At 69.8% G+C, this 21,919-nt stretch carries 18 protein-coding genes and 1 pseudogene; 7 read left to right on the top strand and 12 right to left on the bottom strand.

What is annotated here, in order from left to right; translation table 11 throughout:
* Positions 1-10: 10 nt before the first annotated feature.
* Positions 11-1,444, bottom strand: a pseudogene (locus IMZ11_RS18980) (amino acid permease); the annotation flags it as partial.
* A gap of 77 nt (positions 1,445-1,521) precedes the next feature.
* The gene (gene dxs, locus IMZ11_RS18985) at positions 1,522-3,423 is read right to left on the bottom strand and encodes a 1-deoxy-D-xylulose-5-phosphate synthase (protein WP_228643258.1); all 1,902 of its coding nucleotides are present in this window, start codon (positions 3,421-3,423) and stop codon (positions 1,522-1,524) included.
* 183 nt (positions 3,424-3,606) lie between these two features.
* Here dxs and IMZ11_RS18990 point away from each other — a divergent pair, with 183 nt between their 5' ends.
* The gene (locus IMZ11_RS18990; protein WP_228643260.1) at positions 3,607-4,356 is read left to right on the top strand and encodes a neutral zinc metallopeptidase; all 750 of its coding nucleotides are present in this window, start codon (positions 3,607-3,609) and stop codon (positions 4,354-4,356) included.
* Between the two features lie 115 nt (positions 4,357-4,471).
* On the top strand, positions 4,472-5,266 hold the full coding sequence (locus IMZ11_RS18995; protein WP_228643262.1) for a neutral zinc metallopeptidase: 795 nt from the start codon (positions 4,472-4,474) through the stop codon (positions 5,264-5,266).
* A 31-nt stretch (positions 5,267-5,297) separates the two neighbouring features.
* Here the strand turns inward: IMZ11_RS18995 and IMZ11_RS19000 are convergent, their stop codons facing one another.
* The 5 genes from IMZ11_RS19000 to IMZ11_RS19020 all read right to left on the bottom strand — a co-directional run bounded on the left by IMZ11_RS19000 (position 5,298) and on the right by IMZ11_RS19020 (position 10,746).
* Complete coding sequence (locus IMZ11_RS19000) at positions 5,298-6,497, bottom strand: ROK family transcriptional regulator (RefSeq protein WP_228643322.1); 1,200 nt, start codon at positions 6,495-6,497, stop codon at positions 5,298-5,300.
* A 52-nt stretch (positions 6,498-6,549) separates the two neighbouring features.
* Positions 6,550-7,800 carry a sugar ABC transporter permease gene (locus tag IMZ11_RS19005; protein WP_228643264.1) on the bottom strand — a complete coding sequence of 417 codons (1,251 nt, stop codon included), beginning with the start codon at positions 7,798-7,800 and terminating at the stop codon, positions 6,550-6,552.
* On the bottom strand, positions 7,797-8,573 hold the full coding sequence (locus tag IMZ11_RS19010) for an ATP-binding cassette domain-containing protein (protein ID WP_061255342.1): 777 nt from the start codon (positions 8,571-8,573) through the stop codon (positions 7,797-7,799). Before IMZ11_RS19010 ends, IMZ11_RS19005 begins: the two co-directional genes overlap by 4 nt.
* Before the next feature lie 118 nt (positions 8,574-8,691).
* Positions 8,692-9,813, bottom strand: coding sequence for a sugar ABC transporter substrate-binding protein (locus IMZ11_RS19015; RefSeq protein WP_228643266.1), 1,122 nt, complete (start codon positions 9,811-9,813; stop codon positions 8,692-8,694).
* Between the two features lie 198 nt (positions 9,814-10,011).
* Positions 10,012-10,746, bottom strand: coding sequence for a sulfite exporter TauE/SafE family protein (locus tag IMZ11_RS19020; protein WP_228643268.1), 735 nt, complete (start codon positions 10,744-10,746; stop codon positions 10,012-10,014).
* Positions 10,747-10,932: 186 nt separating this feature from the next.
* Between IMZ11_RS19020 and IMZ11_RS19025 the strand changes: the two genes are divergently transcribed.
* Both IMZ11_RS19025 and IMZ11_RS19030 read left to right on the top strand, forming a co-directional pair.
* A complete protein-coding gene (locus IMZ11_RS19025; RefSeq protein WP_228643270.1) occupies positions 10,933-11,253 on the top strand; it encodes a hypothetical protein in 321 nt (106 codons plus the stop codon).
* Entirely contained in the window at positions 11,234-11,566 is a 333-nt protein-coding gene (locus IMZ11_RS19030; RefSeq protein ID WP_061255338.1) for a type II toxin-antitoxin system PemK/MazF family toxin, read from the top strand. Before IMZ11_RS19025 ends, IMZ11_RS19030 begins: the two co-directional genes overlap by 20 nt.
* A gap of 149 nt (positions 11,567-11,715) precedes the next feature.
* On the opposite strand, the gene IMZ11_RS19035 is transcribed toward IMZ11_RS19030, so the two are convergent.
* The 4 genes from IMZ11_RS19035 to IMZ11_RS19050 all read right to left on the bottom strand — a co-directional run bounded on the left by IMZ11_RS19035 (position 11,716) and on the right by IMZ11_RS19050 (position 18,492).
* A complete protein-coding gene (locus IMZ11_RS19035; protein WP_228643272.1) occupies positions 11,716-14,490 on the bottom strand; it encodes an aconitate hydratase in 2,775 nt (924 codons plus the stop codon).
* Positions 14,491-14,762: 272 nt separating this feature from the next.
* A complete protein-coding gene (locus IMZ11_RS19040) occupies positions 14,763-15,893 on the bottom strand; it encodes a C45 family peptidase (protein ID WP_228643274.1) in 1,131 nt (376 codons plus the stop codon).
* A gap of 127 nt (positions 15,894-16,020) precedes the next feature.
* Positions 16,021-16,743 (bottom strand): metal-dependent hydrolase, encoded by a 723-nt coding sequence (locus tag IMZ11_RS19045; protein ID WP_228643276.1) that lies wholly within the window; start codon positions 16,741-16,743, stop codon positions 16,021-16,023.
* Between the two features lie 324 nt (positions 16,744-17,067).
* A complete protein-coding gene (locus IMZ11_RS19050; protein ID WP_228643279.1) occupies positions 17,068-18,492 on the bottom strand; it encodes an MFS transporter in 1,425 nt (474 codons plus the stop codon).
* Between the two features lie 192 nt (positions 18,493-18,684).
* Between IMZ11_RS19050 and IMZ11_RS19055 the strand changes: the two genes are divergently transcribed.
* The 3 genes from IMZ11_RS19055 to IMZ11_RS19065 all read left to right on the top strand — a co-directional run bounded on the left by IMZ11_RS19055 (position 18,685) and on the right by IMZ11_RS19065 (position 21,273).
* The gene (locus tag IMZ11_RS19055) at positions 18,685-19,449 is read left to right on the top strand and encodes a PadR family transcriptional regulator (RefSeq protein WP_228643282.1); all 765 of its coding nucleotides are present in this window, start codon (positions 18,685-18,687) and stop codon (positions 19,447-19,449) included.
* Positions 19,450-19,517: 68 nt separating this feature from the next.
* Complete coding sequence (locus IMZ11_RS19060) at positions 19,518-20,030, top strand: DUF1707 domain-containing protein (protein WP_228643284.1); 513 nt, start codon at positions 19,518-19,520, stop codon at positions 20,028-20,030.
* A gap of 289 nt (positions 20,031-20,319) precedes the next feature.
* The gene (locus tag IMZ11_RS19065; protein WP_228643286.1) at positions 20,320-21,273 is read left to right on the top strand and encodes a DUF5996 family protein; all 954 of its coding nucleotides are present in this window, start codon (positions 20,320-20,322) and stop codon (positions 21,271-21,273) included.
* 61 nt (positions 21,274-21,334) lie between these two features.
* Here the strand turns inward: IMZ11_RS19065 and mug are convergent, their stop codons facing one another.
* The gene (gene mug, locus IMZ11_RS19070; protein WP_228643288.1) at positions 21,335-21,883 is read right to left on the bottom strand and encodes a G/U mismatch-specific DNA glycosylase; all 549 of its coding nucleotides are present in this window, start codon (positions 21,881-21,883) and stop codon (positions 21,335-21,337) included.
* Positions 21,884-21,919 lie beyond the last annotated feature (36 nt).

Below are 21,919 nucleotides of genomic sequence, written 5' to 3' on the forward strand. Positions count from 1 at the left end.
TGTGGCGGGCGCCGTACCCGAAGTAGAGCACGACGCCGGCGATCATCCACACGACGAACCGCAGCCAGGTCTCCACGGGCAGGTTGAGCATCAGGTAGAGGCACGCGAGCACGGAGAGGATCGGCAGCACCGGGACCCAGGGCGCGCGGAACGCGCGGGGCAGGTCGGGCCGGGTCCGGCGCAGGATGACCACGCCGATCGAGACGACCACGAACGCGAAGAGCGTCCCGATGTTGACCAGTTCGGCGATCGCGGCCAGCGGGATCAGCGCGGCGAGGGTCGCGGTGGCCACGCCGATCACAATGGTGATCACGTACGGCGTGTGGAACCGCCGGTGGACGCGGGCGAGCCCGCGCGGCAGCAGGTTGTCGCGGCACATGGCGAAGAAGACCCGGCTCTGGCCGAGCATGAGGATCATCACCACGGTGGTGAGCCCGGCGATGCCCCCGAAGCTGATCACGGTCGCCAGCCACGACTGGCCGACGGAAAGGAACGCGTCCGCGAGCGGCGCGGACTCGCTCAGCTCCGTGTACGGCTGCATGCCGACGACCACCAGGGAGACCGCGACGTACAGGACCGTGCAGATCGCCAGCGAGACGAGGATGCCGATCGGCAGGTTGCGCTGCGGGTCGCGGGTCTCCTCCGCGGCCGTGGCGACGACGTCGAACCCGATGTAGGCGAAGAAGACGAGCGCGGCGGCGGTGAAGATGCCGAAGACCCCGAAGGCGACCGGCGTCACACCGAACAGCACCTGGATGAGCGGCGAGGCCAGTCCACCCCTCGTCTCGATCTCCCGCGCCGGGGGGATGAACGGCTGGTAGTTCTCCGCCTTGAGGAAGAACAGGCCGGCCACGATGACGAGCAGGACGACGCTCACCTTGATCGTCACCATGACGGCGTTGAACCGGGCCGACGTCTTGATGCCCAGGACCAGGATGGCGGTGAGGATCAGCACGATGGCCGCCGCCGGGATGTTCACCACTGCCTTGTCCCCGGCGATGGAGGCGGGCAGATCCACGCCGACGCTCCTCAGCAGCGACGTGAAGTAGCCCGACCAGCCGGAGGCGACCACGGCGGCGGCGAGCGTGAGTTCCAGCACGAGGTCCCAGCCGATGATCCAGGCCGGGAACTCGCCGATGGTCGCGTACGCGAAGGTGTAGGCGGAGCCCGCGACCGGCACGGTGGCGGCGAACTCCGCGTAACACAGGGCGGCGAGGCCGCAGGCGACCGCCGCGGCGACGAAGGAGATCGCGACTGCGGGGCCCGCCGTGGTCTTGGCCGCGACGCCGGTGAGCACGAAGATGCCGGTGCCGATGATGACACCGACGCCGAAGACGGTCAGGTCGAGCGCGCTCAGGGTGCGGACGAGCCGGTAGCGCCCACCCTGGGTGTCCTCGATCGACTGCTCGACCGACTTCGTGCGAAGAATGCTCAACCGGCTCATATGCAGGCCCCCGATCCCCGATGACCTGCAGGGTTCCCGGAAACGCGCAGATCACGCGCGTTTCCGGGCGAGGGGCGTCAGACCTGGCCGGCCGGGTCGTCCTCCAGGGCGGGCGAGCGCCGCGCCACGGCCTCGGTGATCTCGCGGGCGAGGTCCTGGCCGGTGAGGCCGATCTCGGCGAGGATCTTCGGCCGCTTGGCGTGGTCGAGGAACCGCTGCGGGATGCCGTAGGTGCGGACCGGCACGTCCACGTCGGCGTCGCGCAGCATGCGGGCGACCGCGTCGCCCACGCCGCCGACCCGGCCGTTGTCCTCGACGACGACCACGAGCTTGTGCTCGGCGGCGGCCGGGATCAGCGCCTCGTCGAGCGGCTTGACCCAGCGCGGGTCGACCACCGTGGCCGAGATGCCCTGGGCGTCGAGCAGCGTCGCGGCGTCGAGGCAGATCTCGGCCATCGAGCCGGCCGCGACCAGCAGCACGTCGGGCTCTCCGGAGCGGAGCACGTCCATCGTGCCGAGCTTGCCGACGGCCTCGATGTCCCCCGCGACCGCGCCCTTGGGATAGCGGACCACGGACGGCCCGTCGTCGATCGCGACGGCCTCGCCGAGCAGTTCACGCAGCCGCCGCGCGTCGCGGGGGGCGGCGATCGACAGGCCGGGGATGACCTGGAGGATCGACAGGTCCCACATGCCGTTGTGGCTGGCTCCGTCGTCGCCGGTGACGCCGGAGCGGTCCAGCGTGACGACGACGGGAAGCCGGTGGAGGGCGACGTCCATGAGCAGCTGGTCGAAGGCCCGGTTCAGGAAGGTGGCGTAGAGGGCGACCACCGGGCGCAGCCCGCCGAGCGCGAGGCCGGCGGCGGAGGTCAGGGCGTGCTGTTCGGCGATGCCGACGTCGTAGATGCGGTCGGGGTACGCCTCGGCGAACTCGGCCAGCCCCACGGGGTACAGCATCGCCGCGGTGATCGCGACGATGTCCCTGCGCCGGGCACCGAGCCGGACGATCTCCTCGCTGAACACGTTGGTCCAGCTGTGCGGTTTCGGCCGCTCCTCCCCGGTGATCGGGTCGAACGGGCCGGGGCCGTGGAAGCAGTCCTCGTCGTGGTTCTCCGCGGGCGAGTAGCCGTGGCCCTTGTGGGTGAGGACGTGCACGATGACCGGACCACCGAAGGCCCTGGCCTTGCGCAGGGCGGCCTCCACGGCCTCCTGGTCGTGCCCGTCGATCGGGCCGACGTACTTGAGGCCGAGGTCCTCGAACATCACCTGCGGGGCCAGTATGTCCTTGATGCCCTTCTTGACGCCGTGCAGGGCGTCGTAGAAGGGGGCGCCCACCACCGGGACCTTGGCCAGGTTCTCCTTGACGAACTCCAGCGCGTCCTCGTACTTCTGCGTCATCCGCAGGGACGACAGGTGGGAGGCGAGACCGCCGATGGTCGGGGAGTACGAACGGCCGTTGTCGTTGACCACGATGATCAGCGGCAGGTCCTTGCGGCCCGCGATGTTGTTGAGCGCCTCCCACGCCATGCCGCCGGTCAGCGCGCCGTCGCCGATGACCGCGACGACCGTGCGGCCGGTCTCGCCGCGCAGCGTGATCGCCTTGGCCAGCCCGTCAGCGTACGACAGGGCCGTGGAGGCGTGCGAGTTCTCGATCACGTCGTGCTCGGACTCGGCCTGACTGGGATATCCCGACAGGCCGCCCTCCTGGCGCAGCGTGCCGAAGTCGCCGGCCCTGCCGGTGAGCATCTTGTGCACGTACGCCTGGTGCCCGGTGTCGAAGAGGATGGGGTCGCGCGGCGACTCGAAGACCCGGTGAAGGGCGATGGTGAGCTCGACGACGCCGAGGTTGGGCCCGAGGTGTCCGCCCGTCTTCGCGACGGAGGAAACCAGCAGATCGCGGATCTCGGCGGCAAGCCTCGGCAGCTCTCCGGCGTCCAGGCGCCTGACGTCCTGCGGGCTCTTCACCGTCTCCAGAATCCCCACGAATCTTCCTTCCCGCTCGCCGTCGAACAGAGCGAGTCTAGTTCGCGAACACCGTGACGCTCCCATGGGTCGCATCGGAGCCTCACGCTATTTCAATCAGAATCGACTTATTTCCGCTTTACCGGGACTTGACCTTTCCCCTACGCTCCTGATCTCATGCGGAAATCCTTTATCGCGCTGCTCATGGGGCTGATCGTAAGCCTTCTTCTTTCCGGTACGGCCGTCGCCTCCGGTTCTGCACGACCCGTACCCACCGGCAAGGCCGCTCTGACGAAGAATCCCATCTACACGACGGGCGAGTTCGACTTCACGGAGTGCAAGGAGCTGAGCCGCCAGCCCGACGACGTCGACTCGTACAAGATCTATCTCGATCATCTGATGGACTGCCTCAACCTGTCCTGGGGCGAGGAGTTCAAGCAGGCGGGGCTGCCGTTCGCGAAGCCCAAGGTGCGGTACATCACCACCGCCGCGAAGACGGGCTGCGGCAAGTACCCCGCCGGATACGCGGCGGGCATGTACTGCTCGCTCGACAAGACGATGTGGATCCTCATCTACAAGTACCAGCTCGCCGATCCGTCGGAGATGGATCTCTTCGACACGATCGCGCACGAGTACGGACACTACGTGCAGGACCGGATCGGCATCATGCCCACGGTGGAGAAGACGTCCCGCAGGGCGAGCAAGGCGGCGCAGTATGCCTGGGTCCGGCGGCTGGAGCTGCAGGCGGCGTGCTTCTCCGGCGCGTTCGTCGGCAGCGTGTGGCACTCCCTGGGCCGTGACCAGTTCGACTGGGACGACCTGCTCGACCGCACGTCGGGCGACGTGCTCCACGGCAAGGCCAAGAACATCCGCTACTGGTCCATGCGCGGCTGGAACGGCAACGGGCCGGGCGTGTGCAACACCTTCAGCGCGCCGGCGTCCAAGGTCGCCTGACCTGCTGCGGCGTACGGCCGGGCGCCCGCCCGGTCGTACGCGTCGCGTCACGATATGTCGAAAAAATCATGATCTGTCGCTTGGTTCCGGGTGGGTGCAATAAGCTCCCTTGACCATGCGAATACCCCTCATCGCTGTGGCCCCCGGGGTGCTCACCGGTCTTCTTCTCACCGGTACGGCACCCGCGTCGGCCACGACGGAAACGGCCACGAGCGCGCAGTCGGCGCCAGCGGCCCTGGCCAAGAACAAGATCTATCGCTCCGGCGCCGCGAAGGAGATCGCCTGTTCCCCCACCGAGCCCCGTAAGGGCAGCGCGGCCTCGATCAAGCGGTACCTGCAGCTGGTCGCGAAGTGCAACGACGTGCTCTGGACCCGACAGTTCAAGGCCGCCGGCTGGCGGTTCAGCCGCCCGCGCGTCGTGGTGATGACCACCGGCACCAAGTCGCCGTGCGGCAAGCTCACGAGCTGGTCGCCGGCCCACTACTGCCCTGACTCACGGACGATCTACTTCCGCCTGCTCAGGTCCCAGATCAAGGACCCGTTCCCGCTCGTCCTGGCGAAGACCATGGCGCACGAGTACGGGCACCACGTGCAGCAGCGCACCGGGATCTTCGGCACCTACTGGAGCATGTACAACCGGACGCAGGGCCGTACGGCGCGCAACCTGCTGAACCACCGCCTGGAGCAGCAGGCGGAGTGCTTCTCCGGCGTCTTCCTCCGCGCCACCGAGGCCTACCTGCCGGTCGATCCACGCGAGTACGACTACGTCGTGGACTGGGCCGCCAAGAACGCCACGGACACGATCCACGGCAAGGGCCGCAACCAGGCCTGGTGGCTGGAGCGCGGCTTCAACTCGGCGTCGCCCGCCGCCTGCAACACCTGGGTAGCGCCCAACGCTCGAGTGGCCTAGTTCGTGTCTGACGCTCCCTAGTGGAACGTCCCTAACCGAGGCGTGACAACACCTCAAGGGGGTCGGCGAGCACCTGGGCGAAAGCCAGCTCGGCGGCCCCCACCACTGTGGCGTCGTCGCCCAGCGCCGAGATGCGCAGCCGCAGCCGCTCGCGTGACGCCACCAGGGTCGAGGTGTTGATCCTGGTCCTGACCTGAGCGGCGGCCCCGAGATAGAGCTCCCTCAGCACGCCGCCGAAGATGACCATCTCCGGGTTGAAGATGTTGATCAGGTTGGCGACGCCGAGACCGAGCCAGTCGCCGACCCGGTGCAGCGCGTCCTGCGCCCGCACGTCCCCGCGGCCCGCCGCGTCGACGACCGCGCGCACGGCCTCCCTGCCGGTGACATCGGTGCCGCGGCCGGCCAGCTCGATGAGCGCGCGCTCCCCGACCTCGGCCTCCAGGCAGCCTCGGGAGCCGCAGGCGCAGGGGCGCCCTCCGGGGTTGACGACCATGTGGCCGACCTCGCCGCCGTATCCCGCCAGGCCACCGAGCAGCTGGCCGTTGACGACGATGCCGCCGCCGATGCCGACGTCGCCGTGCAGGTAGACGAGGTCGCGGCAGTCGAGGCCGACACCGCGCGACTGCTCGGCGACCGCGCCCACGTTGCCGTCGTTGCCGACGGTGACCGGCAGGCCGAGTGCCAGCCTCTTGGACAGCTCCTCGCCGAACGGCGCGTCCTTGAACCCGATGTTGGGCCCGAACCTGACGACGCCGTCCGTCCGTCCGACCGATCCGCAGATCGCCGCGGCCGCCCCGACGCAGACCGTGTCCGGGCGGGTCTTGCGGTGCATCTGCCGCGCGAAACCCGCCAGCGCGGCGACGACCTCCGGCATCTCGAAACCGCCGCGCGGCCGTACCATCTCGCGGCGGTCGAGGATCACGCCGCCGAGACCGACCCTGGCGGCGACCAGCCGGTCGACGCCCACGTCGAAGGCGAGGACGTAGACCCGGGCGGACTCGGGCCGGACGACCAGGGAGGGACGCCCCGCACGGCCGGTCTCCCGCGGCAGCTCCTCACGCACCAGCCCAGCCGCCGTCAGGTCGGCGGTGAGCGCCATGATGGTGCTGCGGTTCAGCCCCATGCGGTTGGTCAGCTCGGCCCTGGACGTCGGCCCGCCGAGATGGACGTGGCGGAGCAGGGTGCCCAGGTTGTGCCTGCGGATCTCCTCCTGTGAGGGACCTGCGCGCATCATCCGTCCGGGCTTCGTCGGAGGTTCATGGTCGGGGACCACCTTAGCGGGGTCATCTCCTGCCGGTGGCCGCCGCCCTCTTGCGGGACAGCGCGTCCACACCCGCGGCGAGCAGCAGCACACAACCGGTGACCGCGTACTTCACGCCCGCGGTGTAGCCCATCAGGCCCATGCCGTTCTCGATCACCGCCACCACGGCGCCGCCGAGGAGGGCGTCCAGCGCCCGCCCCTTGCCGCCGAACAGGCTGGTCCCGCCGATGACCGCGGCGCCGACGGCGAACAGGAGCACGTTGCTGCCGCCGGTGTTCGGGTCGACGGAGTTGGCCCTGGAGGCCGCGATGATGCCGCCGATCGACGCCATGAACGAGCACAGGACGAACGCCGAGATCCGGATCCGGTCCACGTCGATGCCCGCGCGGCGCGCCGCCTCCGCGTTGCCGCCCACCGCGTAGATGTGCCTGCCGTACGCGGTGCGGTGCAGCACGAACGTCCACAGGAGCAGCAGGACGATGATGACGGGCACCACGATCGGCACGCCCTTGAGCGACACGATGAGGGCGTTGCGGCTGCGCTCCAGGTTGAGCACGAACACGGCGGCGCCCGAGATCACCGCGAGCGCGCCCACGCGGAACGCGATCAGCGACATCGGGCTGGCGGGCAGGCCCCTGCCCGCGCGGCGGCGGGCCTGCAGGATCTGGAGCGCGGCGTAGGCCAGGACGCCGACCACCACGCACGCCCACCCGAGGACCGGCGGCATGTTCTTGTTGGCGATCGCCAGGATCGTCTGGTCCCGGATCGAGATGTTGGTGCCCTCTTTGAGCAGCAGCAGGACGACGCCCTGGAAGGCCAGGAACGCGGCCAGCGTGACCACGAAGGAGGGAATGCCGAGCTTGGCGACCAGCGTCCCGATCACCATGCCGATGGCGGCGCCGGTCGCCATCGCGGCCAGGACGGCCGCGTACCAGGGCCAGCCCTCGTTGGTGAGCAGCACGCCGAGGACCGCCGCGCAGACGCCGCTGGCGAAGCCGGCCGAAAGGTCGATCTCGCCCAGCAGCAGCACGAAGATCAGGCCCATCGCGATGACCGCGACCGCCGCGCCCTGGGTGAACAGGTTGGCGAAGTTGATGGGCGAGAGGAACGCGGGGCGCAGGATGGAGAAGACCGCGCAGAGCACGACCAGCCCGATCACCGCGGGCAGCGCGCCGAGGTCGCCGCCGCGGACGCGTTCCAGGTAGTCGCGGACGTGCGTGCCGATGGCCGGAGCGCCGGTGGTGCCCTTCTCCGGAACCGTGGTGGTCGTCATGACGTAGCTCCGTTGCCGTTCTGCAGGCCGAGCTCGCCACTGCGTCCGGCCGTGATGAGTTCCACGACCTGCGAGTGCGTGACCTCGGAGGTCTTCACCTGGGCGGCCATCCGGCCGAGATAGAGCGCCGCGATCCGGTCGGAGACGGCGAACACGTCGTTCATGTTGTGCGAGATGAGCACGACGGCGAGGCCCTTGTCGGCCAGGCGGCGGACCAGGTCGAGGACCTGCGCGGTCTGCGCGACGCCGAGTGCCGCGGTCGGCTCGTCGAGGATGACGATCTTGCTGTTCCAGAGCACGGCCTTGGCGATCGCGACGGTCTGCCGCTGCCCGCCGGAGAGGCTGGACACCCGCTGGCGGAGCGACTTGACCGTACGGACCGAGAGGCTCTCCAGGGTCTTGGCGGCCAGTTCCTCCATCGTGGCCTCGTCCAGGATCAGGCCACTCCTGCGCTCCCGCCCGAGGAACATGTTCTGCACGATGTCGAGGTTGTCGCAGAGCGCGAGGTCCTGGTAGACGATCTCGACCCCCAGGGTGGCCGCGTCTCTGGGCCCGCCGACGTGGACCTTCTCCCCTTCGAAGAAGTACTGGCCGGCGTCGATCGGGTGGATGCCGCCGATGCACTTCACCAGCGTGGACTTTCCCGCTCCGTTGTCGCCGACGAGCGCGGTCACCTCTCCGGGGAACACGGAAAAGGCGACGTCGTGAAGGACCTGCACGGGACCGAAACTCTTGTCGATGCCGCGCAACTCCAGGACAGGTGCCTGGGACACGATGGACTACTCCGTTGCTCGGGGGCCGGTACGACCCGCTGGCCGGGCGCGGGCCGCCTCATGGGGCGCCCCGCCCCGGCCGCCGGGACGCGAGCCGTACGCGGCCGGGAGGGATGACCTAGCTGATTCCGGCCTCGGCGCACTTGTCGGCGAAGTCACCGGTGCACAGCTCGTCCTTGCTGACGTATCCGTCGGCCACGACGTCCTTGACGCTGTCGAAGAAGATGGCCTTCGGCGTGAGCAGGACGGCGGCGACGTCCTTGCCGGTCTCGGTGTCCTTGACGCTGCCGTTCGCGGCCGGCTTCTGGCCCTGGGCGAGGGCGATCGCGAGCTGCGCCGTCGCGTCCGCCTCCTGCTTGACCGCCTTGTAGACCGTCATGCACTGGTCGCCGGCGAGGATGTTCTGCAGGCCCTGCACGGTGGCGTCCTGGCCGGTGACGGGGACCTTGCCGTTGAGCTTGTTCTTCTTCAGCACCGAGATGGCGGCGTTGCCGAGGCCGTCGTTGGCCGCGAGAACACCGGCGATCTTGGGCGTGCTGGTCAGCATCTGCTCGAAGATCGTGCCGGCCTGGGTGTTGTCCCAGTCGGGAACGGACTGGTCCGGGCCCTTGACGTAGTCGCCGGCATCGTACTTCGGCTTGAGCACGCCGTCGTAGCCCTCCTTGAACAGGGTGGCGTTGTTGTCCGTCGGCGAGCCGTTCAGCTCGGCGATGATCGGCTTGTCGGCCTTCTTCTCGGTCAGGCACTGGACCAGGCCGTCGCCCTGGAGCTTGCCGACGGCGGTGTTGTCGAAGCTGACGTAGTAGTCGGCGTTGCCCCCCAGGGTGAGCCGGTCGTAGTCGATGGTGGCGACGCCCTGCGACTTCGCCTTGTCGAGAACGGCCTTGCCGGTGCCGCTGTCGAGGTTGACGATCGCCAGGACGGTGACGCCCCCGGTGATCATCTGGTCGGCGATGGTCTGGAAGGAGTTCTTGTCGCCCTGCGCGTTCTGGATCTCGTAGGCGACGCCCGCGGCCTTGAATGCCTCTTCGAGGTACTTGCGGTCGGCGGTCTCCCACCGGGCCGAGGACTTGCTGTCGGGAAGGATGACGCCGATCTTGCCGGTCGTGGCCGCGGAGGCGGAGGGTGCGTCACCGCCCTGCGCGGTGGTGGTGGTGTCACCGCTCTCGCCCCCGCAGGCGGTGAGACCGAGGGAAAGCGCCGCGCCCGCGGCGGCGATGCTGAGGATCCCCTTGCGCATTCTGCCTGGGTCCTTTCTCTGACACTGGGGGTCTGGTCTGGGCCGAGCTCTGCGCCGAGCCGGTACGGCGACGCTGGATCACAGCGGGCACCGTTCCGGTTGAATGTTGTTTGGCACAACGTAATCCACACCCAATGCTGTTGAAAGACACAGGAATGTAACGTTTGTTGTCCGCGGTAACAATCAAGAAACGTGCGGTCAACCGGCCTGCCCGGCCAGGCTCTGGAGGATGAGAGCGCACGCGGAGACGGCCGCCACGGCGAGGATGGCGGCGCGCGCCCGTCCCCCGTCCAGGTAGCGCCGGAGCGGCCCGGAGACGAGGAACCCGACGATCAGGAACGGGATCAGCCAGAGCCCGGCCACGATGGCCCGCTCGGGCAGCTTCCCCACCACGCGAAGGACGATCAATGACTGCGTGGCGCTCAGGAAGAAGAACATGGCGAGCGTCGCCCGGATCTGCGGCCCCTTGGCGCTCTGGTAGACCAGACCCATCGGCGGCCCGCCGATGCCCGTGGCCGTACCGGTGACCCCCGAGCAGAAGCCCGCCCCGGCCAGCGTGGCGGCGTTGCGCGGCACGCTCACGGCGCGCGCGCTGAGCCCGACCGCGATCACGACCATCACACCGACCAGAACGCCCAGCGTCCCCGTGCTGACGTGGACGACCACGAACGCTCCCACGAACGTGCCGGGCAGGCGGCCCAGTACGGCGAAGCCGAGCCCGCGCCAGTCCACCCTGCGCCACTCGACGGCCAGTGTGAACAGGGGAAGCGTGACGTTGACGACCTGGACGGCGCCCGGCATGACGGTCGGGTCGAGCAGCGTCAGCAGCGGGGCGGCGATCAGCCCGAGGCCGAAACCCACGCCGCCCTGGACGATCGCGCCGGCGCACACCGCCAGGCCGGCGATGAGCAGGAGATGAACATCGTGATCCATGTCAGCAGAGGCTAACCATCAGCCGAAACTCGCCTTTGTGCGCCGTACCCGACCGCCGTAAGCGACATTCCCGGGTAATCACCCAATGTAATCGAATCCTCTTGCGAGAGTAATCGGATGGTCACTAAACTCGTGTTGAGACGGAGTGGTAGACCGCTATGTAGATGCCGTCGTAGCCTCCTGTGTATGAGCACCGAACCCAAGACGACGACGATCCGGGTCAGCTTCGTCACCCGCGACGAGATCGCGAAACTTGCCGAACAGGAAGGGAAATCCATGACGGCAGTGGTGGACGACGCCATCAGGGAACATCGGAGAAAGCTCCGCTGGCAGCAGGTGGCGGAGCAGATGGAGCGGACCAGGAGAGAGGACCCCGAAAGCTGGGCCGAATATCTCGCCGAGCAAGAGCTATGGCTGGGCGGCCCTTCGCCGACGCAGCGCATAGCCCCCGAGTGGGAGGGGCTGATCACGCCCCTGGAGGAGGGCCATGCGGATCCGGCAGGGTGACATCTGGTGGGCCGATCTCGGTGAACCCGCGGGCCGGGAACAAGGATATGTCCGGCCCGCGCTCGTGATCAGCAACGATCGCACGAACGGAACCGTGTGGGATCCGGTGCTCGCCGTCCCCCTCACCACGCGGTTTCGCGGCTGGGATACGCACATTGAGATAGAGCCGGAAGGAACCGGTCTGCCGAAGCCCAGTTGGGCGATGGCCGAGCAGGTGAGGGCGATCTCGCCCACACGATTCGGGTCAAGGATCGGCGGTGTCTCCCCCGAGGTGGTGTCAGAGATCGCCGAGTGGGTGCACGAGATGCTGTAAAAGCACCGGAGCCGTCCGGGCAGAGGTTGTCCTGCCCGGACGGCTCCGGCCTGTTCGAGGTTGGATGCCCCCGCTCACGTCCCCGAGAGAGATGGTCGGGGCACGTCCCGGCCGCCAGGAAGGGCGGCCGGGCTCCGGCGTTCCTCCGCTCAGCTCTTGGCGAGCAGAGAACGCAGGACGTACTGCATGATCCCGCCGTGGCGGTAGTAGTCCGCCTCGCCGGGGGTGTCGATCCGTACGACGGCCTGGAACTCGATGTCCCCTGCGCGCACGGTCACGGTGGCGGGAGTGGCGCCCATGTTCAGCTCCTCGACCCCGACGATGTCGAAGGTCTCCTCGCCGGTCAGCCCCAGGGAGGCCGCGCTCTCGCCCTCGGGGAACTGGAGCGGCAGCACGCCCATGCCGATGAGGTTGGAGCGGTGGATGCGCTCGTAGGACTCGGCGATGACGGCGCGGACGCCGAGCAGCGCGGTGCCCTTGGCGGCCCAGTCGCGGGACGACCCGGAACCGTACTCCTTGCCCGCCAGGACCACCAGCGGGATGCCCGCGGCCTGGTAGTTCTGCGACGCGTCGTAGATGAACGACTGCTCGCCGCCCGCGGTGAAGTCACGGGTGTACCCGCCCTCCACACCGTTCAGCAGCAGGTTCTTCAGCCGGATGTTGGCGAAGGTGCCGCGGATCATCACCTCGTGGTTGCCACGGCGGGAGCCGTACGAGTTGAAGTCCTTGACCGCGACGCCGTTCTCCCGGAGGTACTGCCCGGCGGGCGAGTCGGCCTTGATCGATCCGGCCGGCGAGATGTGGTCGGTCGTGACCGAGTCGCCGAGCAGGGCGAGCACCCGGGCGCCGGAGATGTCCGTCACCGGCTGCGGCGTGGCGGGCATCCCGTCGAAGTACGGCGCCTTGCGCACGTAGGTCGAGGCGGGGTCCCACTCGAAGGTGTCGCCGGTCGGGATCGGCAGCGACTGCCAGTTCTCGTCGCCCTTGAACACGTCGGCGTAGTCCTGCAGGAACATCTCCTGGCCGATCGACTCGGCCACGACGGTGGAGACCTCCTCCGGCGCGGGCCAGATGTCCTTGAGGAACACCGGCTTCCCGTCGTCGCCGACGCCGAGCGGTTCGTTGTTGAGGTCGATGTCCATCGTGCCGGCCAGCGCGTACGCGACGACGAGCGGCGGGGACGCCAGGTAGTTCATCTTGACGTCGGGGTTGATCCGGCCCTCGAAGTTGCGGTTGCCGGACAGCACCGCGGTCACCGCGAGGTCGGAGCTCTGCACCGCGGCCGAGATCTCCTCGGGCAGCGGGCCCGAGTTGCCGATGCAGGTGGTGCAGCCGTAGCCGACCAGGTTGAAGCCCAGCTTGTCCAGGTAGGGCTGGAGGCCGGACCGCTCGAAGTAGCCGGTGACGACCTGGGACCCGGGAGCCAGCGACGTCTTCACCCAGGGCTTGCGGGACAGGCCCTTGTCCACGGCGTTCTTGGCGAGCAGGGCCGCGCCGAGCATGACGTACGGGTTGGAGGTGTTCGTGCACGAGGTGATCGCGGCGATCACGACGGCGCCGTGGTCGACCTCGAACGACGTGCCGTCGGCCAGCGTGACCGGGGTCGGCCGGGACGGGCGCCCCCCGTTCAGCCTGGCGGCGTGCGGGGCGTCGCCGTTGCCGCCGTGCGAGATCGCCGGCGAGTCCGAGGCCGGGAACGACTCGGCGGACGCCTCGTCGGTCGGGCCCTGGATGCTGTCACCCGGCACGTAGTCGCGAACGGCGGCCCGCCAGGCCTCCTTGGCCGTGGCCAGCGCGATGCGGTCCTGCGGGCGCTTCGGCCCGGCGATCGACGGGACGACGGTGGCCAGGTCCAGCTCGATGTACTCGGAGAAGACGGGCTCGGGCGCGGACGGGTCCAGCCAGAGGCCCTGCTCCTTGGCGTACGCCTCGACGAGGGCGACCTGCTCGGCCGACCGGCCGGTGAGCGTGAGGTAGCTGATCGTCTCGCCGTCGATCGGGAAGATCGCGCAGGTCGAGCCGAACTCGGGGCTCATGTTGCCGATGGTGGCGCGGTTGGCGAGCGGCACGCTGGTGACGCCCTCGCCGTAGAACTCGACGAACTTGCCGACGACGCCGTGCTTGCGCAGCATCTCGGTGATCGTGAGGACCAGGTCGGTGGCGGTGGCGCCCGCGGGCAGCTTGCCGGTCAGCTTGAAGCCGACCACGCGCGGGATCAGCATCGAGATCGGCTGGCCGAGCATCGCGGCCTCGGCCTCGATGCCGCCGACGCCCCAGCCGAGGACGCCGATGCCGTTCTCCATGGTCGTGTGCGAGTCGGTGCCCACGCAGGTGTCGGGGTAGGCCTTGCCGTCCCTGATCATGACGACCCGGGCCAGGTGCTCGATGTTCACCTGGTGGACGATGCCGGTGCCCGGCGGGACGACCTTGAACTCGTCGAACGCGGTCTGGCCCCAGCGCAGGAACTGGTAGCGCTCGTGGTTGCGCTCGTACTCGCGCTCGACGTTGCGGACGAAGGAGTCCGGCCCGCCGAAGAAGTCGACGATGACGGAGTGGTCGATGACCATCTCCGCCGGAGCGAGCGGGTTGATCCTCGCGGGGTCGCCTCCCAGGTCGCGCACGGCCTCGCGCATGGTGGCGAGGTCGACGACACAGGGCACGCCGGTGAAGTCCTGCATGATCACGCGCGCGGGGGTGAACTGGATCTCGACGCTCGGAGCGGCGTTCGGGTCCCAGCCCGCGAGGGCGCGGATGTGGTCGGCGGTGATGTTCGCGCCGTCCTCCGTGCGGAGCAGGTTCTCCAGCAGGATCTTCAGGCTGTACGGGAGGCGCGCCGACCCCTCGACGGCGTCCAGCCGATAGATCTCGTACGACGCGTCACCGACGCGCAACGTGTCACGGCTGCCGAAGCTGTTCTCGGACACGACGTTTCGCCTCCCCAGGTTCCGGGCTGTCACAAAGCTGGCCTCTGCATCCTCCCGCACCTTCGGATCGCGTCCGACAGTTAGGTTCACCTAACTCGGTGCCAGAGAGTGTCTCGACATCAAGATATCTCGGTAGATATCTTGATATCAAATTAACCATCCGGGAATGGCGTCCGGACGGTGCGTCGGCGGCGTCCAGCTGGCGGGGCCCAGCGTCCAGGTGGCGGAGCCCAGCGTCCGGATGGCGCGGCGGCATCGCCCTCCCGGCGCGCTCAGTCCATCACGAGGCGGAACTCGTGCACGGTGTCGTACCTCTGGCCAGTGGCCAGCCGCACCTCTCCGCTCTTCTGGCCGTACACGATCGACCACTGCGTGTGGCCCTGCCGGACGTCGGCGAGCAGATCCATCGCCTGGTCGTCCGATGCCTTGCCGCCACTGCTCTCCAGGGCCTCGCTCAGCGTCCGGTAGCGCTGATCGGCCCGGCGACTCTCCTCCGTGGACGTCGCCAGGGTGAAGTTCGTCATGGCCTGCCACGGGCCCTCGCCGCGCCGTACCACCATCTCGCCGCCGGAGAACTCGACGACCGCCGACCGCCCCTGCGCGTCGGCGAACATGTAGTGCAGCGGCGGGCTGTCGCTGAAGTCGACGTTGTACCGGCCGAAGACGGCGATCGCCTCGTCCACCGTCGCGGCCCCGTCCAGCACGAGTCGCATGACGCGGACGCTGCCGACGGTACGCCGCTTGGCGTCGAAGGTCGGCTTCGCCTCGGGCACGGTGGCCATGCCCACGACCAACCCCCTGGAGTTCATCCCGTCGAACGGCAACAACGGAGCCTGGAGGAGCGCCTTCCTCCCGGCCTCGGTGGTGAAGCCGGCGTCCGACCTCAGCCCGAGGTACGACACGTCCACCATGGACACCGACGCGTACCCGTCCGGCGGGGAGGTGAACAGCAGCAGCGCGGGCTGGTGGTCGAAGTCGAAGTTCCGGCCGAACACCGGGTCGGCCGGGTCGCCGTGCGCGGCGAACAACGAGCATCCGAAGGTGGTCGGCGTCAGCGCGGGCGCGATCGTCGCCAACCGGTCGTACCCGCCCCTGTAGGTCATGGTCCACAGCGGGTGGTCGTCGACCTTACGGAGGCTCGCCAGCGTGGCGGCCTGATCGCGGGACAGGGGCCCCCTGCCGGTCGCGGACGTGGACGTTGACGGGGGGCGGGCCGCGTCGCCGGTGAGGGACGGCGTGACCTGACCGTCCGGGGACGCCGCCGGCACGACTCCGGTCCCGCAACCGGCGAGCGCCGCCGCGGCGAGCAGGAGCACGCCCGCGCCCCTGACGGTGGTCCTGACGACTGTCCCGGCGGCGGACTTGGGTGCGGTCCCGGATGCGGCCCTGGAGGCTTTGCCCATGCCGCCATGATGTCCCGCCGTGGCCCCGTCCGATCAACGTTCTGACCGGTTTTCCGGTGAATTCAGCCGATCGGCCGGGAGTTCCGGCGCTCGCGGCCGTCACCGGAGCGCGCAGGACGCCGGAACGTCAGGCGGCGGGCATCAGCCGCAGGCAGAGCAGGGCGACCACGGCCAGCGAGAGCGCGGGAGCGAGGATCTTCTGCTCGAACGCCTTCCCGGTCTTGAACCCGATCTTGTACGGCAGGACCCAGCGCCCCTTGATCGGCCACAACACCGGACAGCCGTGCTCGGTCATGCAGTCGCCGAAGACGTGCGTCAGGCAGCCGACGCCGATCGCGACCCCGAGCCAGGCGTACTGGACCCCCAGCAGGTAGAAGGTCGTGAAGACGCCCGCGGTGAGGAAGACGTTGACCGCCGCGGACGTGAGCGTCTTCCCCGGCACGCCGATGCCGATCGCGCGCAGCGCCAGACCGACCATGAGGACCACGACGACGTCGCGCCCGATCGGGTAGGCGTCGGCCAGGAAGTGCACGCCGAGGCCCATCGCGATGGCGAACAGCAGCGAGTGGGTGGCGTGCCGGTGGCCGCCGCTGATGAAGTTGACGCCCTTGCTCAGCCAGTAGGTGACCGGCCCGAAGGTCTGGGCGATCGTGGCGCTGGGATGGTCGAGGTCCGGCAGCATGGCGGCGCCCGCGCAGACCAGCGCTCCGGCGATCAACTCGGTCGGGCTGAGCACGTTGGCGGTCACGGGGGCGAGCTCCGGCGCGATGACGGCCGGGAGCGCGGCCAGCCCGGGCGCGACCCCGAGCCACACGACCGCTCCGCTCAACGAGTGCGAGTGTCCCATCATGTCCAGATCACGCCTGGCAATGCTACGGGAAAGGGACGACAAAATCGATCTTTACCCTGGGTGGCGCGTTCCAGCGCGAAACGGATGTGACAGCAGGCGCCTCCGGGAGCGGAGTCACCGGGGCGGCACCCCTCTGGAGCCGTGGGATCGACGCCTACGGGCCCTGGGCGACGCCGTCAGGAGGAGGAGAAAACGAAGACGGGATCGTTCCGCTCCAAGAGCACCCCCCAGCCCTCTCAGAGCAGAACAATCCCGTCTATTGGTCGCAACGCTTCGGTGTCGAGCCGTGTTCCCGGGAATTGCGGCGAATTCTTGTGATCTAGGTCACGACCCCGATGACCTGGCCAGTTCCGCTGTGGTGACGGTTCTCAGGAACGGGATCGGGAGCAGCGCCACCGTCACGGCGAACAGCGCGAAAGCCGCCCGGAGTCCGAAGATCTCCGCGAGCAGCCCGCCGAGGGCCGCGCCCAGTGGGAGCGTTCCCCACCCGAGGAGTCGGGCCGCCGCGCCGTACCTCCCGAGGAGGCGGTCGGGCACGAGCGCCTGCGCGATCGTGCGGGCGTTGACCGTCCAGAGCGTCCCGCCCATGCCCCCGGCGAAGGCCGCGGCCGCCACCGCCCAGGCAGCCGGGAAGACCGCGGGCACGCCCATCATGAGGAACGTTCCGACGAGGTCGGCGAAGAGCGCCCACCGGACGCCCAGCAGGCGGTTGATCACCGAGACCAGTCCCGCGCCGGCCAGCCCGCCCAGCCCGATCCCGCTGATCAGGAACCCGTACTCGGCGGCGTCCGCCTCCAGCACCGAGGCGGCGTAGGACGGCAGCAGCGCCAGCCACGCGCTCCAGGACGCGGCGAGCACCGCGATCGTCAACGTGAGGGTGCGCAGCAGACGGTGCCGCCACACGAAGACGAGCCCCTCCCGGATCTCAGCGATCACGCCGCCGACGCCGGACGCCGCACCGCCACCTTCCCCGTCACGGCCCACTTCCCCACCACGGCCCACTTCCCCACCGCTGCCCGCTTCCCCGGTACGGCCCGGCGAGGCGGGGGCGGGGCGGAACCGGCCCACCAGCATGGCGACGAGCACCGCGCCGACCGCGAACGCCACCGCCGCGGAGCCCAGCGCGACCGCCGCGCCCAGGCCCACGAGGAGCCCGCCCACCGCGGGACCGCAGAACTCGTTGGCCAGCGTCTCGGCCCCGGCGATCCACGCGTTGGTCCGTGCCCGCCGCTCCGCCGGTACGGCCGCGGGGACCAGGGCGCCGCTCGCCGTGTTGGCGACGACCTCGGTGAGCCCGACCACGAGCCCGCACGCGTACAGGACGGGCAGCGAGCTCGCGTCGGCCGCGACGGCGACGAGCAGGCCCGCGACGGCCGCCAGCCGGACGAGGTCGGCCACGATGACGAGCCTGCGCCGGTCCGCGCGGTCGGCGAGCACGCCCACCGGAAGCGAGACGAGCAGCCACGGAAGCGTGAGCGTGAGTCCGACCAGGGCGACCTGCCCCGGCGAGCCGCCCAGCCCCACGGCGAGCAGCGGCAGCACGATCTTCAAGACCCCGTCCGCCAGGTTCGTCATCGCCGTGAACGCGACGAGCACGACCTCGTTCCTGCGCGCCCGGGCGAACTCGCCGGGCCCGGCGCCCGACCCCGCCGCTCCACGTCCCGTCTCTCCGGGTCCGGCCTTCCCGGGTCCGATCACCTCCGCGCCGGCAGGCGCCGCGCCCTCGACGTCGGCGAAAGCGGCTGACACGCCATCCTCAACCATCAACACCACCAAAACTATTTAGGTGGTGTCAGCATAGCGCCCCCGGCCGATCCGGCGAATCCGGACCGGCCCACGACGTGCAAGGACGGCGAAACCGCACACAAGGGTTGCTCACGTAATGTTCTCGATATATCGTCGAAGCATCGCAGAACAATCGAACACATGAGGAGAACCATCATGAATCCGGCGTATGCCATGGGCGGGCCGTGGGCCCGTCCGCACCACCACCTCCGCAGAGGGATGCGGCACGCGGTTCGCGAGGCGATGCTCAGGGGTGCCGCGGCCTGGCACTCCGGGCACCGCGAGGGCATGCCGCACGGCAACCCCGGCGCGCACGGAGAGCACGGCGAGGGCGGCCCGCACGAGCACCGGCACCGCGGGGGTCCGTGGGGGCGCGGTCCCTGGGGCGGCGGTTTCGGTCCCGGAGGCCCGTTCGGCGGGCCCGGCTTCCCGTTCGGCGGGCGCGGTTTCGGCCGGGGGCGCAAGGCCAAGCGGGGCGACGTCCGCGCCGCGATCCTCGCCCTGCTCGCCGAGGAGCCGCGCAACGGCTACCAGATCATCCAGGAGATCGCCCAGCGCAGTCAGGGCGGCTGGAAGCCCAGTCCGGGCGCGGTCTACCCGGCGCTCCAGCAGCTCACCGACGAGGGCCTGGTCCGCGCCGACGAGACCGAGGGCCGCAAGACGTTCCGGCTGACCGAGGCCGGCCTGGCCTACATCACCGAGCATCAGGACGAGGTCCGCGCTCCCTGGGAGGAGATGACCCCGGACATCGGTGACAACGTGCACGAGCTGCTCGACCTGTCCCGCCAGGCCGCCTCGGCCTTGTTCCAGATCGCGCAGACCGGCAGCGAGGGCCAGGTCAGGCAGGCCAGGCAGGTGCTGGCCGAGACCCGCCGCAAGCTCTACCACATCCTGGCCGACGGCGACCCCGACGAGGAGTGACCCGAGATGGCCTCCTCCCTCAGGACCACACCGCAGGTTTCCCCGTTCGGAGAGGTCAGGTGATCGACATGGCGCCGTCCGAGCGACCGCCGACGCCGCGCGACGGGCTCCGCGTCGGAGACCGGGAGCGCGACGAGGTGACGGCGGCCCTGCACGACGCGTTCGTCCAGGGCCGCATCACCCGCGAGGAACTGGACGAGCGGCTCGGCGCGACCCTCGCCGCCCGGACCGAGGGCGATCTCCGCCAGGTGACCGCCGACCTTCCCGGTGCACACGGCTCCCCCGGCCCGTCGGCCGGCGGGTACGGCTTCCCCGCCCCGTGGGCCGGCGGCCGTGGACCGGGTCTCGGGCCGTGGAGCCACCGCGCGGCGGAGGCGCGGCGGCGCGGGGGCCCGCCGCCCGCCGCCTTCCTCGTCTTGTCGGCCCTGGTCGCCGTGTCCCTCGTGTCCGGCGCGATGTGGCCGCTGTTCGCCGCGTTCAAGCTGTTCTTCTTCGCCTGGATGGCGATGGCCCTGCTGGGGATGGTCCACCACCGCCGGTCCCACCGGCGTCCCCGGCACGGCGGCCGGATCGGGCCCTGACCGGCGACATCGCGTCCCCGCGAAGTCCCATCGAGTTCACGACTCGCACGCGGGAGGTCCGGCGTCCCCCCACCGGCCGGACTTCCCTCACGGGCCCTCACTCGCCACCGGACTTCCCGCGGGCCGCTGCTCCCCGTTCGCCGCTCGCTGCCCGTGGGTGGACCGGTCGCCGAGTTGTGCCGCGCGGCAACAACGCGCAGAACATCGTGCTCCCCTCCGATGGCCTTGCCATGACACGTTCCAGGGGATGCACGGCTATGTGGGGAACTCGGCTGAAAGAGGTGGTCCCATGGAGGTCTTTCCCGACATCCCGCTGAGCGCCTGGTCCGACAGCAAGGCCACGGTCCACCGGTTCGCGCAGATCGTCGGCAAGATACGCCTGGCCGAGGGCGTCCGCCGCAACCACTGGTGGAACGTCCCCTTCCACCTGACCGGGCGGGGCATCACCACGCGCCCGATGGGCGGCGTGGGAGACATCCCCGTGTTCGCCATCGACTTCGACTTCGTCGACCACAGGCTCGTGGTGAACGTGATCGACGGCCGTACCGCCTCGTTCTCGATGCCCGGCCGTTCCGTGGCGTCCTTCTACCGGGAGTTGTTCCGCATCTTCGACCGGCTCGGCGTCGACGTGTCCATCCGGGCGACGCCCTTCGACCTCGACGACGACATCCCCTTCGCCGAGGACACCGTCCACCGGGCCTACGACACCGCCATGGTCACCCGCTACTGGCAGGTCCTCAGCCAGGTCGCCCAGGTGCTCGAACGCTTCGCGGCGGACTTCTCCGGCAAGGTCAGCCCGGTCCACCATTTCTGGCACACCTTCGACATCGCGGTCACCCTGTTCTCCGACAAGAAGGTGGACCAGGGACCGGAGGTGGACTCGGTCACCCGCGAGGCCTACTCCAGGGAAGTGATCAGCGCGGGATTCTGGTTCGGCGACCCCAACCTGCCCGAGCCGGCCTTCTACTCCTACACCGCGCCGGAACCGCCGGGCCTCGAACAGGAGCCTCTCCGACCGCCGGAGGCCCGCTGGACGCCGCTGCGGGGCAGCCACCTGGCGATCCTGCCCTACGCGGACGCCCGCGTGGCCGCCGACCCGCGCGGGACCGCGCTCGACTTCCTGCGCAGCGCGTACGAGGCGGGAGCACGCCGGGCGGGGTGGGACGTCGGCGCCGCCTACTGCCCCGGGGGCGTCACCGACCCGGTCGCGCTGCGGAACCTCCCTGCAGGCGGCGTGCGCTGAAAGAACGGCACCCGGCGGAGTGCCGACGCCCGCGCGGTGCCGACGAGTTCCGCCCGGAAGGTCAGGAGGAACGGCGTAGCAGGCGCATCTGGGCCGCGATGCCGTCCAGGCTCCAGTGCGCGTTGAGCCCGCTGGGGTTCGGCAGCACCCACACCTCGCTGCCCGCGATCTCCTCCTCCTGGCGTCCGATCTCCGCCTTCTTCCGCCCGAAGCCGAGACGGTACGCCGACACCCCGGCCACGGCCACGACCCGCGGGCCGGTCTCCGCGACCAGACGCGAGAGCCGTAGGGCGCCCTGCCGCAGTTCCTCCGCCGAGAGCTCGTCCGCGCGGGCGGTCGCGCGGGGCGCCAGGTTGGTGATGCCGAGGCCGTAGCCGGGAAGCAGGTGCTGCTCGGACGGCACGAGCCTGCGGGGCACGAGGCCGGACAGGTGGAGTGCGGGCCAGAACCGGTTCCCCGGCCGGGCGAAGTGGTGGCCCGTCGCGGCCGAGTAGAGGCTCGGGTTGATGCCGCAGAAGAGCACGTCGAGACCGGGCCCGAGCACGTCGTCGATCGTGGTGTCCCGCGCGGCGTCGAGATCGGCGCGGGTCGGCGGCACGGCGGGAGGCACCCTCCGATGCTAACCGCGTTCCAGTCGCCCCCGCCG

The organism is Microtetraspora sp. AC03309 (genome assembly GCF_020826795.1).
Taxonomy (GTDB): Bacteria; Actinomycetota; Actinomycetes; order Streptosporangiales; family Streptosporangiaceae; genus Microtetraspora; species Microtetraspora glauca.